This window comes from Actinacidiphila acidipaludis (assembly GCF_019890725.1).
Lineage (GTDB): Bacteria > Actinomycetota > Actinomycetes > Streptomycetales > Streptomycetaceae > Actinacidiphila > Actinacidiphila acidipaludis.
In genome coordinates this window covers 213,100-228,849 of record NZ_JAINZZ010000002.1, presented here as the reverse complement: position 1 = coordinate 228,849, position 15,750 = coordinate 213,100, and the positions used below count along the sequence as shown (strand labels likewise).

Below are 15,750 nucleotides of genomic sequence, written 5' to 3'. Positions count from 1 at the left end.
CCCGTTGGGCCCTGCTGCGCCCGTCTTCCGCGTCCTAGCGTGACGAGCGGCCTGTGATCGCCGACCGGAAGGCCCGACCGCCATGCCGCAGCCGTTCGAACTGCCTCGCTTCTACGTGCCGTATCCGGCGCGGCTCAACCCGCATGTGGAGCAGGCCCGGGAGCACACCAAGTGCTGGGCCCGCGGAATGAACATGCTGGAGGGCTCGGGCATCTGGGACGCGTCGGACCTGGACGCGCACGACTACGCGCTGCTGTGCGCCTACACGCACCCCGACGCCTCGGGAGCCGAACTCGACCTGGTCACCGACTGGTACGTGTGGGTGTTCTTCTTCGACGACCACTTCCTCGACATCTTCAAGCGCACCCGGGACATGGCGGGCGCCAAGGCGTACCTGGACCGGCTGCCCGCGTTCATGCCGGTGGACCTCGGCCAGGAGGTGCCGGAGCCCACCAACCAGGTCGAGGCGGGCCTGGCCGACCTGTGGGCGCGGACGGTGCCGGCGATGTCGGAGAGCTGGCGCCGGCGTTTCCACGAGAGCACCCGCCACCTGCTGGAGGAGTCCCTGTGGGAGCTCTCGAACATCAGCGCCGGGCGGGTCTCCAACCCCGTCGAGTACATCGAGATGCGCCGCAAGGTGGGCGGCGCGCCCTGGTCGGCGAATCTGGTGGAGCACGCCGCGGGCGCCGAGGTCCCGGCGTCGATCGCGGCGAGCCGCCCGATGCGGGTGCTGCGCGACACCTTCTCCGACAGCGTCCATCTGCGCAACGACCTCTTCTCGTACCAGCGCGAGACCGAGCAGGAGGGCGAACTGGCCAACGCCGTCCTGGTCCTGGAGCGCTTCCTCGGGCTGAGCCCGCAGGAGGCGGCCGATCGCGTCAACGACCTGCTGACCTCGCGGCTCCAGCAGTTCGAGCACACCGCGCTGACCGAGGTCGAGCCGCTGGTCGCCGAACACGGCCTGACCCCGCAGGAGCAACTCGCCGTGGCGGCCTACGTCAAGGGCCTCCAGGACTGGCAGTCCGGCGGCCACGAGTGGCACATGCGCTCCAGCCGGTACATGAACGGCGCCGACGGCACGGCCCGTTCGGTGGGCGACCCGGTCGGCGGTCCGGTGGGCACGCCGGCCGGCGGTTCGCTCGGCGGGCTGTCCGGCCCGTCCGGCCTGGGCACGTCCGCCGCGCAGATCCTGCTGTCGCTGACCGCCACCATGCCGCAGCGTGCCCGCGCCTACAGCCACCCGGTCCGGCAGCCGGCCGGTCACGTGCCGCTTCCCGACATCCCGATGCCCTTCGAACTCACCCTGAACCCGCACCTGGACGAGGCGCGCCGGCACGGCGCCGCGTGGGCCGCGCGGATCGGCCTCGTCGGTCCCGAGCCCGGCTACCCGCTGCCCGGCGGCCTGTGGGACGAGCGCAGGCTCGCCGACAACGACCTCGCCCTGTGCGCGGCCGGCATCCACCCGCGCGCCGGCCGCGACCAACTCGCCCTGACCACCGACTGGCTGGCCTGGGGCACCTACGCGGACGACTACTACCCGGCGGTCTTCGGCCGCACCGGCGACCTGGCGGCGGCCCGCGCCGCCACCGAGCGGCTGCTGCTCCTCATGCCGCTGGACGCCGAGGACGCGCCGGGGGCGGCGCCGGTCACCGCGCTCGAACGGGGACTGGCCGACCTGTGGCCGCGCACGACGGCTTCCCTGGAGCCCGGGGCCCGGCGCCGCCTGCGCTCGTCCGTCGAGCGGATGTGCCGGAGCTGGCTGTGGGAGCTGGCCAACCACCGCCAGCACCGCGTGCCCGACCCGGTGGACTACATCGAGATGCGCCGCGACACCTTCGGCTCCGAGCTGACGATGAGTCTGTCCCGGATCGCCCACGGCGACCTGCTGACCGACGAGATCGCCCGGTCACGCCCGGTGCGGGCCGTGGAGACCGCCGCGATGGACTTCGGATCGCTGGTCAACGACGTGTTCTCCTACCGGAAGGAGATCGAGTTCGAGGGCGAGCTGCACAACGCGGTGCTGGTCGTGCAGAACTTCCTGGACTGCTCCCCGGAGCAGGCGATGGCGGTGACCGGCGACCTGATCGCCGCCAGGCTGCAGGAGTTCCAGCACATCACCGACACCCAACTGCCAGCGCTTTTCGACGAGTTCGGCCTCAACCCGGCGGCCCGCACCGCGGTGCTGGACCACGCGCGGGAGCTGCGGGACTGGATGGCCGGCATCGTCCACTGGCACCGCGCCTGCGCGCGGTACACCGAGGAGGCGCTGCTGCGGAACCACCCGCTCGGGCCGGCGGCCGGCAGGGCCCGGTGGGAGGCCGTGCCCACCGGGATCGGCACCGCGGCGGCCCGGTTGCCGTCGCTGCTCACCGGCCGCTGAGCCGCAGGCCGCGGCCTCCGGCGGCCCGCGCCCGCCGCGTGCGGGTCAGTAGCGGTAGGGGTCGTACGGGTCGTAGGACTGCTGATGCGGCGCCGGCTGCTCGTACGGCGACTGGTGCGGCTGCTGCGGGATGTACGGCTGCGACGTCTGCTGGGGCTCGTAGCCGTATGCCCCGTACGGGTCCGCGGGCGCCTGCTGCCCGGCGTACGGCCCCTCGGGGTGCTGCGGGTGCGGTTGCGGGGTCCACTCCCCGGTGGCCTGCTCGCCGAACCCGCCGCCCTGGTAACCGCCGCCGTAGTTCGGGTCGTAGGAGGCCGCCGCCGGCTGCTGGTAGCCGTCCTGGCCGTAGCCATACGCCTGCTCGGCGCCCCAGCCGCCGGATGTGTCGTAGCCGCCGTAACCGCCCTGGTAGCCGCCGGAGTCGTAGGAGGCGGCGGCCGCGGCCGGCTGCGGTTCCGTGCCGCCCCAGCCCTCGTAGCCCTGGGCTCCGTAGCCCTCGTAGCCACCGCTGGTGTACGGGTCAGGGGTGTAGGTGGAGCGGCCGTCGTACAGCGGGTACTCGCCGCTGTCCTCGTGCATCGGGACCGGCTGGTAGATCTCGGTGCGGTCCTGCTCGCCGGTCAGCACGTCCTGCGCGGCCGGAGCGGCGGGGTCGTCCGCGTCGTGGCCCGCCTCGACCGGGGTGACCTCCAGGACCGGCTCCGCGCGGGGCGCGGTGCCCCTGCGGCGGCGGCTGGAGCCGGGACGGCCGCCCAGCGCCCATCCCGTGGAGAAGCCGCGCTTGTAGGACAGGGTGACGAACGCCTGACCGGTGCCAAAGGCGATCGCCCCCAGCAGGATGACGGGCACCTGGCGCCCGTACACGCCGACGACGACGCAGAGGAAGCCCGCGAAGGCGAGCACCCGCCAGCGCAGCCGCGCCTTGTACTGCAGCAGCACCTCGCCGAGCAGCCACAGCGCGACGATGCCGAACGCGACGTAGAGCACCGAGTAGCCCATGCGCTGCCCACCTCCGAACCTAGGGTGTCACGCCGCCCGCTGGTGAAGTCCGAGGTTCTCGTAGATCTCCAGCGAAGCGGTGGAGTGGTTAAGAGTAATGAAGTGCAGCCCGGGAATGTCCTCGGCCATCAGACGCCCGCACATCTCGGTGGTGAACTCGATGCCGATGGCGCGCACCGCGGCCGGGTCGTCCTTCACCGCGAGGATGCGGGCGGCCAGCTCGGGCGGGAACGGCGCGTTGCCGAGCTGGGAGAACCGCTCGATCTGCCGGACGTTGGTCACCGGCATGACCTCGGGGATGATCGGGACGGTGCAGCCCGCCGCGTCCACCCGGTCCCGCAGCCGCAGGTAGGCGTCGGCGTCGAAGAACATCTGGGTGATCGCGAAGTCCGCGCCCGCCCGGCACTTGTCGATGAAGTGCCGGGTGTCGGTCTCCGCGTCCGCCGAGCGCGGGTGCATCTCGGTGAACGCCGCGACGCCCACGCAGAAGTCGCCCGATTCCTTGATCAGCCGGACCAGTTCGGCCGCGTACGTCAGTCCCTGCGGGTGCGGGACCCACTCCCCCATCGGGTCGCCCGGCGGGTCGCCGCGCACGGCCAGCATGTTGCGGATCCCGGCGTCGGCGTACTGGCCGATGATGTTGCGCAGCTCGGCCACCGAGTGGTTGACGGCGGTCAGGTGCGCGCACGGGGTCAGGGTGGTGTCGGAGACGATCCGGTCGGTGGCCCGGACGGTGCCCTCGCGGGACGATCCGCCGGCACCGTACGTGACGGACACGAACGTCGGCTGCACCGCCTCGATCCTGCGGATGGCGTTCCACAGGGTCCGTTCGCCCTTCTCGGTCTTGGGCGCGGCGAACTCGAACGAGTACGAGCGCCCGCCACCGGCGAGCAGCTCACGAATCGTGACCGCCCGGTCGGTGCGAGTGGATGAAGTCCCCAGTGCCATGTATGCAGGCTAACCTCGGTCGGCGACCGTGCGTAACCGGAGAGGCGATATGCCCCCGACGTCCGATTCCCGTCCACCTGGTGGACATCCTGGGGTTTCCGCCCGCCGCAGCGGCCGGCCCGGACGCGGCACGGACGCGGCCCGGGCCGGACGGCCGGCCCGGACACGGCGCCGCCGGGCCTCAGACGGCCGAACGGACGGCCGCGGCGAGCGCGGCGGTGGCGGCGGCCGGGTCGGCCGCCTCCGTGATGGCGCGGACCACGACGATCCGCCGGGCACCGGCCTCCAGGACCTGCCCGACGTTGTCCTGGTCGATGCCGCCGATCGCGAACCAGGGGCGGGTGACGCCCAGGCCCGCCGCGTAGCGGACCAGGTCCGGGCCGGGGGCCGGGCGGCCGGGCTTGGTGGGGGTGGGCCAGACCGGCCCGGTGCAGAAGTAGTCCGCGCCCGGCTCGACGGAGGCGGCGTCGACCTCGGGCTCCGCGTGGCAGGACCGCCCGATGACGACCTCGTCGCCGAGCAGGGCGCGCGCGGCCGGGACCGGGAGGTCGCCCTGCCCCAGGTGCAGGACGTCCGCGCCGGCCGCGTGCGCCACGTCGGCCCGGTCGTTGACCGCGAGGAGCCGGCCGTGCCGGCGGCAGGCGGCCGCCAGCACCGCGAGCGCGGCGAGCTCCTCCCGGGCCTCGATGCCCTTCTGGCGGAGCTGGATGACGTCCACCCCGGCCCCGAGCACCGCGTCCGCGAAGTCCGCGAGATCACCCCGCTCGGCACGGGCGTCGGTGCACAGGTACAGCCGGGCGTCGGCGAGCTGCTCGCGTGCCGTGGCGCTCATCGGGCTCCCCCCAGGGGTCGGACTACACGGCGAGCGCCTGCGCGCGGCGCTTCACCTCGGTCCCGCGATTCTCGCGCAGCGCCTGGACCGGGGTGCCGGGCAGGGTCGGGTCGGCGGTGAAGAGCCACTCCAGGGCCTCATCGTCCGTGAAGCCGTCGTCCTTCAGAACGGTCAGGGTGCCGCTGAGACCCTTGACGATCTTCCCGTCACCGATGAAGTCGCTGGGGACCATCAGGGCCTTGTTCTCACCGCGGCGGACGGCGATGAGCTGCCCTTCCTTGATCAGCGGCCGGATCCGGGTCACTTCGAGACCGAGACGCTCGGCGACCTCCGGCAGAGTGAGCCAGGAGGGGACCAGTGCGTCGATGTGTGCGTCAACCGACGAGTAAACAGTCACAGGGCAAGCCTGCCACCTGGCGCCGACAAGCGCTGCGGCACACCGCCGAACGACCGCCGTCCGGGGGGCGGCGGGGTCGTCGGCGGTCGTCGGGGGGCGCCGGGGGGCTGGGCCGCGCGTGCGTCAGCGGACGGCGGCCTTCAGCGGAACCGCGGGGTCCGCGGCCACCGCCGGGTCCAGCACGGCGGACCGGGCGATGAGCTTGCGGGCCTGCGCCATGTCGCGGGGGCGGCTCACCGCGAGGACCGCCACCAGCGTGCCCTCCCGCAGCCACAGCACCGACCACGACGGATCGGCCGGGTCACCGCGTTCCAGCAGCGTGTCGCCGGCCGCGTGGTGCCCGGCGTACTGCACGAACCGCCCGAACTGCTCGGACCAGAAGTACGGCACCGGGTCGTAGCGCAGGTCGCCGCCGAGCAGGTTGGCCGCGGCGGTCCGGGGTCCCTGCACGGCGTTGTCCCAGTGGTGGATGAGCATCCGGGTGCCGTAGCGGGCCGACGGGAACGACGCGCAGTCCCCGACCGCGAAGACGTCGGGCGCGGTGGTGCGCAGCCGGTCGTCGGCCCGCACGGCGCCCTGCGCGTCGAGGACGACGTCTGAGCCGGCCAGCCAGTCCGTGGCCGGGCGGGCGCCGATCCCGACGATCACGGCGTCCGCGGGCAGCCGGGTGCCGTCCGCGAGCAGCACCGCGCCCGGTTCGAGGGAGGCGACGGGCGTCCCGGTGCGCAGGCCGACCCCGGCCTCCTCGTACCAGCCGCGCATCGGCGCGGTGACGGACGCGGGCAGCACTCCGGCCAGCGGCCGCTCCGCGGCCTCCACCACGGTGACCTCGCAGCCGGCCTGGCGGGCGGCGGTGGCGAACTCCGCGCCGATCCAGCCGGCGCCGACCACTACGACGCGGCGCCGGGCCTCCAGCACCGGCCGCAGCGCCGCGGCGTCGTCCAGAGTGCGCAGCGGGTACACCCCGGGCATGCCCTCCGTGCCGGGCAGGGAGGCGGCGTAGGCGCCGCTGGCCAGTACCAGGCGGTCGTAGTCCAGCGGTCCGCCGTCGGTGGCGAGCCGCCGTTCGGCGGCGTGCAGCGCCTCGGCGCGCACGCCCAGGCGCAGGTCGACGCCGAGCGCGGCGAAGTCGACGTCGAAGGTGGCGTCGAGGAGTGCGTCGCCCGAGCCGCCGAGGAGGACGGCCTTGGACAACGGTGGCCGGTCGTAGGGGGCGTGCGGTTCGGCGCCGATGATCGTCACGGGGGATCGCCAGCCCTGCTGGCGGAGTTCCAGGGCGGTCTGGACGCCGGCCATACCGGCGCCGACGATCACTGCGTGCAGCTCTCTCACGAGGTCACGGTAGCCCGCCGTCCGCGCCGGGCCGGTGTCCCCTCGCGGGCGCGGTGCGGTCTTCCCCGGTTCTTCCCCGGTTCTTCGCCGGTTCGCCCGCCGCCCCGCACCGGCCCCCGCGTCCAGCCGCGTCCACCCGGCAGGACCCGGACGGGCCGGGCGGGGATAGGGTGGGCCCCGCACACGCGGGAGCCCGGACGCACCGGGCTGAGAGGGTGGCTGACCGGCCGCCGACCGTACGAACCTGATCCGGGTCATGCCGGCGAAGGGAGAGCGCCAGCCCATGCGCACATCCGCATCCGAACCCGCACCCTCACCGATCACCGCGTCGCCGCCGAAGTCCGTGCCGTCGTCCGTGCCGCAGCCCGTGCCGGACGTGCTGGTCGTCGGCGGCGGCCTGATCGGTCTCGTCACGGCCTGGCGCGCGGCCCAACAGGGCCTGCGCACCACGGTGGTGGACCCGGCGCCGGGCGGCGGGGCCGCGCACGTCGCCGCCGGGATGCTCGCCGCCGTCACCGAGCTGCAGTACGGCGAGCAGACGCTGCTCGACCTCAACCTGGCGTCGGCGGACCGCTATCCGGCCTTCGTCGCCGAACTCACCGACCTGACCGGCCTCGACACCGGGTACCGCCGCTGCGGCACCCTGGCCGTCGCGCTGGACGCCGACGACCGCGCGCACCTGCGCGACCTGCACACCTTCCAGACCTCGCTGGGGCTGGAGTCGCAGTGGCTCGGCGGCCGGGACTGCCGCCGGCTGGAACCCATGCTCGCGCCGGGCGTCCGCGGCGGTCTGCGGGTGGACGGCGACCACCAGGTCGACCCCCGGCGGCTGGCGGCGGCCCTGCTGCGGGCGGCCGAACTCGCCGGCGTGGCCTTCGTGCGCGCCAGGGCGGTCCGCGTCGAGGTGACCGCGGGCCGCGCCACCGGCGTCGTGCTCGCCGACGGGACGGTGCTCGGGGCCGGCCGCACGGTGCTGGCGGCCGGCAGCGAGAGCGCCCGCGTCGCCGGGCTCCCGCCGGACGTGGTGCCGCCGGTGCGGCCGGTCAAGGGCCAGATCCTGCGGCTGCGGATCCCGCCGGGCCACGCGCCGTTCCTGTCCCGCACGGTCCGCGCGGTGGTCCGCGGCAGCCACGTCTACCTGGTGCCCCGGGAGAACGGCGAGCTCGTTCTCGGCGCGACCAGCGAGGAGTTCGGCTGGGACACCACCGTGACGGCCGGCGGCGTCTACGAACTGCTGCGGGACGCCCACGAGTTGGTGCCGGGCATCACCGAACTCCCGCTCACCGAGACGCTGGCCGGGCTGCGGCCCGGGTCCCCGGACAACGCGCCGCTGCTCGGCCCCACCGACGTCGACGGCCTGCTGCTGGCCACCGGACACCACCGCAACGGCGTGCTGCTCACCCCGGTCACCGGGGACGTCATGGCCGAGGTGCTGACCTCGGCGGACGGTGAACTGCCGCCGTACGCAACGGCCTTCGGCGCGCAGCGCTTCGCCCGTACACGCCAGGGGCAGCCGGCATGACGATCACCGTGCAGGTCAACGGCGAGCGCCGGGCCCTCGCCGCGCCGGTCGCCCTGGAGGCCCTGGTCGCCTCCCTCACCTCCGCGTCCGCGGGTGTGGCCGCCGCCGTCAACGAGACGGTCGTGCCGCGCACCCGCTGGGCGGCCACCGCCCTCGCCGACGGCGACCGGGTGGAGATCCTCACCGCCGTGCAGGGAGGCTGACCGTGGACGACCCGCTGCGGATCGGCGACCTCACGTTCGCGTCCCGCCTGATCATGGGCACCGGCGGCGCGCCGAGCCTGGAGGTGCTGGAGCAGGCGCTGCTGGCCTCGGGCACCGAGCTGACCACCGTCGCGATGCGGCGCCTGGACCCGACGACGAAGGGGTCCGTACTGTCGGTGCTGGCCGAGCACGGCATCCGGGTGCTTCCCAACACGGCGGGCTGCTACACCGCGGGCGAGGCCGTGCTGACCGCGCGGCTGGCACGGGAGGCGCTCGGCACCGACTGGATCAAGCTCGAAGTCATCGCGGACGAGCGGACGTTGCTGCCCGACCCGGTCGAACTCCTCGACGCCGCCGAGATCCTGGTGGACGACGGGTTCACCGTGCTGCCCTACACCAGTGACGACCCGGTGCTCGCCCGCAAGCTGGAGGACGCCGGTTGCGCGGCGATCATGCCGCTGGGCTCCCCCATCGGTTCCGGTCTCGGCATCCGCAACCCGCACAACTTCCGGCTGATCACCGAACGGGCGGGCGTGCCGGTGATCCTGGACGCGGGGGCGGGGACGGCCTCGGACGTCGCACTGGCCATGGAGCTGGGCTGCGCGGCGGTGATGCTGGCCTCGGCGGTGACCCGCGCCCAGCACCCGGTGCTGATGGCCCGGGCGATGCGGGACGCGGTGAGCGCCGGGCGGCTGGCGTACCGGGGCGGCCGCATCCCGCGCCGCCACCACGCCCTGGCGTCCTCGCCCACCGACGGCACCGCGGACCTCGACCCCGAGCGCCCCGCGTTCTGACGGCCTCCACTGCTGCCGGCGCCGCAGCCACCGCCGTAGCCACCGCCGCTGCCGCATCCACCACCGCAGCCAGGGCCGCCGGGCCCGCGCCCGGCGCGCCGAGGTCACGGAATTGTTCCGGATCGCCACGGGTGGGGCACAGTGCGGGCGCGTACCGCCGGATGGGGCAAGCCGGGCTCGTAGAATCGGGCGTCGTGGACATCAGCGTGCAGGACCCGCTTGTCGGACAGGTGCTCGACGGGCGCTACCGGGTCGAGAGCCGGGTCGCGGTCGGGGGGATGGCGACGGTCTACCGGGCCGTCGACACCCGGCTGGACCGTGTCCTCGCACTGAAGGTCATGCACCCCGCCCTCGCCGCCGACACCGGCTTCGTGGAGCGGTTCATCCGCGAGGCCAAGGCGGTCGCCCGGCTCGCCCATCCCAACGTGGTCGGCGTCTTCGACCAGGGCCAGGACGGCACGTACGTGTACCTGGCGATGGAGTACGTGGCCGGCTGCACGCTGCGGGACGTGCTCAAGGAGCGCGGCGCGCTGCAGCCGCGGGCGGCACTCGACATCCTGGAGCCGGTGCTCGCCGCGCTCGGCGCCGCGCACCGGGCCGGTCTCGTACACCGCGACATGAAGCCGGAGAACGTCCTCATCGGGGACGACGGCCGGGTCAAGGTCGCGGACTTCGGCCTGGTCAGGGCGGTCGACACGCAGACCAGCGCCAGCACCGGGGCACTGCTGGGCACCGTCTCCTACCTCGCGCCCGAGCAGATCGGGCACGGCACCGTGGGCCAGCGCAGCGACGTCTACGCGTGCGGCCTGGTGCTGTACGAGATGCTGGCCGGCCGCAAGCCCTACACCGGCGACACCCCGATGAAGGTGGTCTACCAGCACCTCAACGAGGACGTGCCGGCGCCGTCGGCGGTCGTGCCGTCCGTCGCCCCTGGCCTGGACGCCCTGGTGGCGCGGGCCTCCGCGCGCGACCCCGAGCGGCGGCCCGCGGACGCGGTGGAGATGCTCGCCGAGCTCCGCGCGGTCCGGGCGGCGCTGACCGCCGACCAGCTCGACGGTCGGCCCGGTGACCCGCGCGCCGCGGCGGCACTCGCCGCGGACGGCCTGGACCACGAGGGCACCGTGCAGATGCGGCTGCGGCCGCCGGCCGCGGGCGTGGCCGCCGGTTCCGAGGAGCGCACCAGCGTCGTCCCGCTGCCGGTCGCGGACGCGGCGGGTCCGGCGGACTCCGCCGGGGCGGCGGGGCCGGCGGGAGGCGCGGGCTCCGCCGGCGCGGACGACGCGGCGCTGAACCGCACCAGCCGGCTGATCCTGCCCGCCCCCGTACGGGACGAGCCGGAGCACACCACCCGCACGGCGGTCCGGCGCGGCCGCCGCGGTCCGCTCGCCGTCCTGCTGGCGCTGCTCGTGCTGCTCGGCGTCGGCGCGGGCGTCTGGTACATCAGCGACGGCCAGTTCACCAAGGTGCCGGGCGTGCTGGCCCTGCCGCAGGACCAGGCGCAGAAGAAGCTCTCCGCCGCCGGCCTGGACAGCAAGGTGAAGCAGGCGTTCTCGCTGAACGTGCCGCGCGGCAGCGTGATCGCCACCGACCCCGGGCCCGGCAAGCGCATCCGGTCCAACGGCACCGTCACCCTGACCGTCTCCAAGGGCCCGCAGGTGGTCCGGGTGCCGGACGTGACGGGCCGTTCCCTGGACCAGGCCCGGCAGGAGATCACCAAGGCGGGTCTCACCGCCGGGACCGTCAACCGCGTCTTCAGCTCGGACGTGGCGAACGGACAGGTCGTCTCCACCGATCCGGCCGGCGCGACCGACCGGGCGCCGGGCACGCCGGTGGCGATCACCGTCTCGCGCGGCGAGCCCGTCGAGGTCCCGGACGTCGTCGGCCAGTCCGTGACCGACGCCCAGCAGGCGCTGGAGGAGGCGGGCCTGAAGGTGGTGCTCGCCCCGGGCAAGGTGTACTCGGACGAGGCCGACAAGGACACCGTCGCCGTGGAGTCCCCCGACGCCGGCGCACAGGCGGGCACCGGCGACACCGTGACGATCACGGTGTCCAAGGGCCAGCAGATGGTGGACGTGCCGGACGTGAAGGGCAAGCACCGGGACGAGGCCAAGCAGATCCTGCAGGACGCGGGCTTCGACGTGCGGGTGATCGACATCTTCTTCGGCGACACGGTGTTCAGCGAGTCGCCGGGCGGCGGCGGGCAGGCCCCCAAGGGCGCCACGATCACCATCTGGGTGCGCTGATCCGGTGGCCGTGCGCAGGACCGACACGGACAGCCCCGGGCCGGGGCCCGGCGGCGAACCCGCGGCCGCGTCCCAGCCCGTCCGAACCCCGGCCGGCAGCCCCCGGCGAAACCCCGTCGGCAGCCATGTGCCGGTGGCCGGCGGGCTGGCCGCCAAGGGCCTCGACTACGCCGCGCGGATCGGCGCGGAGTGCGTCCAGGTCTTCGTGGCGAACCCGCGCGGCTGGGCCACGGGGCCGGGCAACCCCGCCCAGGACGAGGAGTTCCGCACGCGGTGCGCCGAGCTGGGCGTACCCGCGTACGTGCACGCGCCCTACCTGATCAACTTCGGCTCCCACACCCCCGCGACGGTGGACCTGTCGGTCGCCTCGCTGCGGCACTCGCTGCGCCGCGGCCGGGAGATCGGCGCGCTGGGCGTGGTGGTGCACACCGGCTCGGCGACCGGCGGGCGCGAGCGCGAGGTCGCGCTGGCGCAGATACGCGAGCGGGTCCGGCCGCTGCTGGCGGAGCTGACGCGCGACGACGACCCGTGGCTGCTGCTGGAGCCCACCGCCGGGCAGGGCGCGTCGCTCTGCTCGCTCGCCGAGGAGCTGGGCCCCTACATGGACGCCCTCGACCGGCATCCGCGGCTGGGCGTGTGCCTGGACACCTGTCACGCCTTCGCCGCCGGGCACGACCTGGCCGCGCCGGGCGGCCCCGGCCGGCTGCTGGACGAGCTGACGGCGGTGGCGGGCCCGGGCCGGCTGAAGCTGGTGCACGCCAACGACAGCAAGGCGGGCTGCGGGTCGCGGCTGGACCGCCACGCGAACATCGGCGCCGGTCACATCGGCCCGGAGGCCTTCCGCGGGCTGCTGCACCACCCGGCCACCCAGGGCGTGCCGTTCGTCATCGAGACGCCGGGCGGCACCGAGGGCCACGCCTCGGACATCAAGCAGCTGAAGGAGCTGCGCCTGCCGTGAGGCGCGGACGCCCGGGCATCAGGCCGGGCGGGTCAGAGCTCCGGGCCGTCGCCGGGCTCCTCCTGGTAGGAGTAGCGCTGCTCGCGCCAGGGGTCGCCGAGGTTGTGGTAGCCGCGCTCCTCCCAGAAGCCGCGGCGGTCGGCGGTCATGTACTCCACGCCGCGCACCCACTTCGGGCCCTTCCAGGCGTAGAGGCGCGGCACCACCAGGCGCACCGGGAAGCCGTGTTCCGCGGTGAGCGCCTCCCCGCCCCGGTGGGTGGCGAATATCGACTGGTCGTCGAGGAAGTCCTCGATCCGCAGGTTCGAGGAGAAGCCGTACTCGGCCCAGACCATGACGTGGGTGACGTCCTCGGCCGGCGGCGCGAGCTTCACCACGGTCGAGGTGGCCACCCCGCCCCACTCGATGCCGAGCATGGAGAACTTGGTGACGCAGTGGAAGTCGGCCACGACGGACGCGTAGGGCAGCGCCGAGAACTCCTCGTGGTTCCAGCAGGTCTTGTCGCCGTCGGCGGTCGCGCCGAAGACCCGGAACTCCCAGCGGTCGGGCTTGAAGCGCGGCACCGGACCGTAGTGGGTGACCGGCCAGCCGCGCTGGATCCGCTGGCCCGGGGGCAGCTCTCCCTCACGACGCTCGGACTGGCCCATGCCTCCATGGTGACAGACCGGACGGAGTGCTTCTGACCCGGCCACGGAACGTGAGCCTCCCCTTACTGGATCGAACCGGGACACGATGGAAAGATGCGGGCGACACGTACGTCTTGTCCACGCATGGACCCGAAAGGACGGCGCTGCGATGCAGGGCGACCCCGAAGTCCTCGAGTTCCTCAACGAGCAGCTCACCGCCGAGCTGACCGCGATCAACCAGTACTTCCTGCACGCGAAGATGCAGGACCACCTCGGCTGGCTGAAGCTCGCGAAGCACACCCGGGCGGAGTCGTTCGACGAGATGCGCCACGCGGAACTCCTCACCGACCGGATCCTGCTGCTGGAGGGGCTGCCGAACTACCAGCGGCTGTTCCACGTCCGCGTCGGGCAGTCGGTCACCGAGATGTTCCAGGCGGACAAGCAGGTGGAGGTCGAGGCGATCGACCGGCTGCGGCGCGGGGTCGAACTCATGCGGGCCAAGGGCGACGTCACCTCGGCGAACGTCTTCGAGTCGATCCTCTCCGACGAGGAGGAGCACGTCGACTACCTCGACACCCAGCTGGACCTGATCGAGAAGCTCGGCGAACCGCTCTACCTCGCCCAGCAGATCGAGCAGCCGGAGAGCTAGGGCGTCCGGGGCTCAGGCAGCGGGGGCGACCGGCGACGCGGGTACGGCCGGCGTCCCGGGCAGCGGGGTGACCTCGGCCGGACCCGACGCCGGTACGGACTCCGGAGCGGCCTCTGGAGCGGACTCCGCCGGGCCGGGGGCCGCGACGCCCGCCGGGTCGAGGCGGTCGCGGGTGGTGCAGCCGGCGCCGCGGCCCAGCAGGGCCTGGATGCGCTTGACGCACGAACCGCAGTCCGTGCCCGCCTTGCAGGCGGAGGCTATCTGCCGGGGAGTGCAGCGACCGCTGTCGGCGTGCTGCTTGACCTGCTGCTCGGTGATGCCGAAGCAGGAGCAGACGAACACGCGGTCACCAGCCTTCCGGGCCCTGGGGGACTGAGGTAACCCTTACCTTACCTGTCGCCGGGACCGCCGGAAAAGCCACGAAGGGCGCGGATCGGTGTGATCCGCGCCCCTTCGCCGTGTGGGCCCTGCGCCGTGCGGGCTCCTGACCGGGCCTGCCGGGGCTACTGGCCCCGGTACATCTCCGCGACGAGGAACGCCAGGTCGAGCGACTGGCTGCGGTTCAGCCGGGGGTCGCAGGCGGTCTCGTACCGCTGGTGGAGGTCGTCGACGAAGATCTCGTCGCCACCGCCGACGCACTCGGTGACGTCGTCGCCGGTCAGCTCCACATGGATGCCGCCCGGGTGGGTGCCGAGGCCGTGGTGGACCTCGAAGAAGCCCTTGACCTCGTCGAGCACGTCGTCGAACCTGCGGGTCTTGTGCCCGGAGGCCGCCTCGAAGGTGTTGCCGTGCATGGGGTCGCAGACCCAGGCGACCTGCGCGCCGGACGCGGTGACCTTCTCCACCAGCGTCGGCAGCTTGTCGCGCACCTTGTCCGCGCCCATCCGCACGATGAACGTCAGCCGGCCGGGCTCACGGTCCGGGTCGAGCCGGTCGATGTACGTCAGGGCTTCCTCGGGCGTGGTGCCCGGTCCGAGTTTGACGCCCAGCGGGTTGCGGATCCGGGAGGCGAACTCGATGTGCGCGTGGTCGAGCTGCCGGGTGCGCTCGCCGATCCAGACCATGTGCCCGGAGACGTCGTAGAGCTGCCCGGTCCGTGAGTCGGTCCTGGTCAGCGCGGTCTCGTAGTCGAGCAGCAGCGCCTCGTGGGAGGAGTAGAACTCCACCGTGCGGAACTCGGCGGGGTCGGTGCCGCAGGCCGCCATGAAGTTCAGCGCGTTGTCGATCTCCCGCGCCAGCGCCTCGTAGCGCTGGCCGGACGGCGAGGACTTCACGAAGTCCTGGTTCCAGGCGTGCACCTGGCGCAGGTCGGCGTAACCGCCGGTGGCGAACGCCCGCACCAGGTTCAGCGTGGAGGCGGACGCGTGGTACATCCGCTTCAGCCGCTGCGGGTCGGGGATACGCGCCTCCGACGTGAACTCGAAGCCGTTCACCGAGTCGCCGCGGTACGTCGGCAGGGTCACGCCGTCGCGGGTCTCGGTCGGCTTGGAGCGCGGCTTGCTGTACTGGCCGGCGATCCGGCCGACCTTCACGACCGGCACGGACGCGGCATAGGTGAGCACCGCGCCCATCTGGAGCAGGGTCTTCAGCTTGTTGCGGATCTGGTCCGCGCCGACGGCGTCGAACGCCTCGGCGCAGTCGCCGCCCTGGAGCAGGAACGCCTCACCCCTGGCCACCTCGGCCATGCGGGCGCGCAGCTGGTCGCACTCACCGGCGAAGACGAGCGGCGGATACGAGGCGAGCTCGGCGATCACGTCGCGCAGAGCCTCGGGGTCGGGCCACTCGGGCTGCTGCGCCGCGGGAAGAGAGTGCCAGGTGTTGCCACCGGCCTGGAGATCTGCGTTCACGGTCACACGAACAACACTAC

At 73.5% G+C, this 15,750-nt stretch carries 15 protein-coding genes and 1 riboswitch; of the genes, 7 read left to right on the top strand and 8 right to left on the bottom strand.

The features are described 5' to 3' along the window. The first annotated feature begins 82 nt into the window (after positions 1–82). Positions 83–2,380, top strand: coding sequence for a terpene synthase family protein (locus K7862_RS02755; protein WP_222960082.1), 2,298 nt, complete (start codon positions 83–85; stop codon positions 2,378–2,380). A 45-nt stretch (positions 2,381–2,425) separates the two neighbouring features. Here K7862_RS02755 and K7862_RS37250 read toward each other — a convergent pair whose 3' ends face one another. The 5 genes from K7862_RS37250 to K7862_RS02730 all read right to left on the bottom strand — a co-directional run bounded on the left by K7862_RS37250 (position 2,426) and on the right by K7862_RS02730 (position 6,888). Further along, positions 2,426–3,379 (bottom strand): hypothetical protein, encoded by a 954-nt coding sequence (locus tag K7862_RS37250; protein ID WP_262412537.1) that lies wholly within the window; start codon positions 3,377–3,379, stop codon positions 2,426–2,428. Positions 3,380–3,406: 27 nt separating this feature from the next. Continuing rightward, positions 3,407–4,327, bottom strand: coding sequence for a methylenetetrahydrofolate reductase [NAD(P)H] (metF, locus tag K7862_RS02745; RefSeq protein ID WP_222960080.1), 921 nt, complete (start codon positions 4,325–4,327; stop codon positions 3,407–3,409). A 181-nt stretch (positions 4,328–4,508) separates the two neighbouring features. Continuing rightward, entirely contained in the window at positions 4,509–5,159 is a 651-nt protein-coding gene (thiE, locus tag K7862_RS02740; protein ID WP_222960078.1) for a thiamine phosphate synthase, read from the bottom strand. Between the two features lie 22 nt (positions 5,160–5,181). Continuing rightward, on the bottom strand, positions 5,182–5,556 hold the full coding sequence (locus K7862_RS02735) for an Rv2175c family DNA-binding protein (RefSeq protein WP_222960076.1): 375 nt from the start codon (positions 5,554–5,556) through the stop codon (positions 5,182–5,184). A gap of 123 nt (positions 5,557–5,679) precedes the next feature. Next, positions 5,680–6,888 carry an NAD(P)/FAD-dependent oxidoreductase gene (locus K7862_RS02730; RefSeq protein ID WP_372461485.1) on the bottom strand — a complete coding sequence of 403 codons (1,209 nt, stop codon included), beginning with the start codon at positions 6,886–6,888 and terminating at the stop codon, positions 5,680–5,682. A 175-nt stretch (positions 6,889–7,063) separates the two neighbouring features. Continuing rightward, a riboswitch (TPP riboswitch) is annotated at positions 7,064–7,176 on the top strand. On the opposite strand from K7862_RS02730, the gene thiO reads away from it, so the two are divergent. From thiO to K7862_RS02705, 5 genes are all read left to right on the top strand, one after another. Further along, positions 7,172–8,410 carry a glycine oxidase ThiO gene (gene thiO / locus K7862_RS02725; protein ID WP_222960074.1) on the top strand — a complete coding sequence of 413 codons (1,239 nt, stop codon included), beginning with the start codon at positions 7,172–7,174 and terminating at the stop codon, positions 8,408–8,410. (Overlaps the previous riboswitch by 5 nt.) Then, positions 8,407–8,613, top strand: coding sequence for a sulfur carrier protein ThiS (gene thiS / locus K7862_RS02720; protein WP_222960072.1), 207 nt, complete (start codon positions 8,407–8,409; stop codon positions 8,611–8,613). The genes thiO and thiS overlap by 4 nt, the downstream gene beginning before the upstream one ends. A gap of 53 nt (positions 8,614–8,666) precedes the next feature. Further along, positions 8,667–9,407 carry a thiazole synthase gene (locus K7862_RS02715; RefSeq protein ID WP_222960379.1) on the top strand — a complete coding sequence of 247 codons (741 nt, stop codon included), beginning with the start codon at positions 8,667–8,669 and terminating at the stop codon, positions 9,405–9,407. 194 nt (positions 9,408–9,601) lie between these two features. Beyond that, entirely contained in the window at positions 9,602–11,650 is a 2,049-nt protein-coding gene (gene pknB, locus K7862_RS02710) for a Stk1 family PASTA domain-containing Ser/Thr kinase (protein WP_222960070.1), read from the top strand. A 127-nt stretch (positions 11,651–11,777) separates the two neighbouring features. Continuing rightward, a complete protein-coding gene (locus K7862_RS02705; RefSeq protein ID WP_308011822.1) occupies positions 11,778–12,608 on the top strand; it encodes a deoxyribonuclease IV in 831 nt (276 codons plus the stop codon). A 32-nt stretch (positions 12,609–12,640) separates the two neighbouring features. On the opposite strand, the gene K7862_RS02700 is transcribed toward K7862_RS02705, so the two are convergent. Then, complete coding sequence (locus tag K7862_RS02700) at positions 12,641–13,255, bottom strand: sulfite oxidase-like oxidoreductase (protein ID WP_222960068.1); 615 nt, start codon at positions 13,253–13,255, stop codon at positions 12,641–12,643. A gap of 148 nt (positions 13,256–13,403) precedes the next feature. Between K7862_RS02700 and bfr the strand changes: the two genes are divergently transcribed. Further along, positions 13,404–13,883 carry a bacterioferritin gene (gene bfr / locus K7862_RS02695; protein ID WP_222960065.1) on the top strand — a complete coding sequence of 160 codons (480 nt, stop codon included), beginning with the start codon at positions 13,404–13,406 and terminating at the stop codon, positions 13,881–13,883. A gap of 12 nt (positions 13,884–13,895) precedes the next feature. Here the strand turns inward: bfr and K7862_RS02690 are convergent, their stop codons facing one another. Next, the gene (locus tag K7862_RS02690) at positions 13,896–14,225 is read right to left on the bottom strand and encodes a (2Fe-2S)-binding protein (protein WP_222960063.1); all 330 of its coding nucleotides are present in this window, start codon (positions 14,223–14,225) and stop codon (positions 13,896–13,898) included. A 161-nt stretch (positions 14,226–14,386) separates the two neighbouring features. Continuing rightward, positions 14,387–15,736 (bottom strand): class II 3-deoxy-7-phosphoheptulonate synthase, encoded by a 1,350-nt coding sequence (locus K7862_RS02685; protein WP_222960058.1) that lies wholly within the window; start codon positions 15,734–15,736, stop codon positions 14,387–14,389. Positions 15,737–15,750 lie beyond the last annotated feature (14 nt).

What these genes read in the sequence shown, in the direction of transcription:
- K7862_RS02755 (WP_222960082.1), top strand. Translation starts at nt 83, where the DNA reads ATGCCGCAGCCGTTCGAACTGCCTCGCTTCTACGTGCCGTATCCGGCG.
- K7862_RS37250 (WP_262412537.1), bottom strand. Translation starts at nt 3,379, where the DNA reads ATGGGCTACTCGGTGCTCTACGTCGCGTTCGGCATCGTCGCGCTGTGG.
- metF (WP_222960080.1), bottom strand. Translation starts at nt 4,327, where the DNA reads ATGGCACTGGGGACTTCATCCACTCGCACCGACCGGGCGGTCACGATT.
- thiE (WP_222960078.1), bottom strand. Translation starts at nt 5,159, where the DNA reads ATGAGCGCCACGGCACGCGAGCAGCTCGCCGACGCCCGGCTGTACCTG.
- thiO (WP_222960074.1), top strand. Translation starts at nt 7,172, where the DNA reads ATGCGCACATCCGCATCCGAACCCGCACCCTCACCGATCACCGCGTCG.
- thiS (WP_222960072.1), top strand. Translation starts at nt 8,407, where the DNA reads ATGACGATCACCGTGCAGGTCAACGGCGAGCGCCGGGCCCTCGCCGCG.
- K7862_RS02715 (WP_222960379.1), top strand. Translation starts at nt 8,667, where the DNA reads ATGGGCACCGGCGGCGCGCCGAGCCTGGAGGTGCTGGAGCAGGCGCTG.
- K7862_RS02700 (WP_222960068.1), bottom strand. Translation starts at nt 13,255, where the DNA reads ATGGGCCAGTCCGAGCGTCGTGAGGGAGAGCTGCCCCCGGGCCAGCGG.
- bfr (WP_222960065.1), top strand. Translation starts at nt 13,404, where the DNA reads ATGCAGGGCGACCCCGAAGTCCTCGAGTTCCTCAACGAGCAGCTCACC.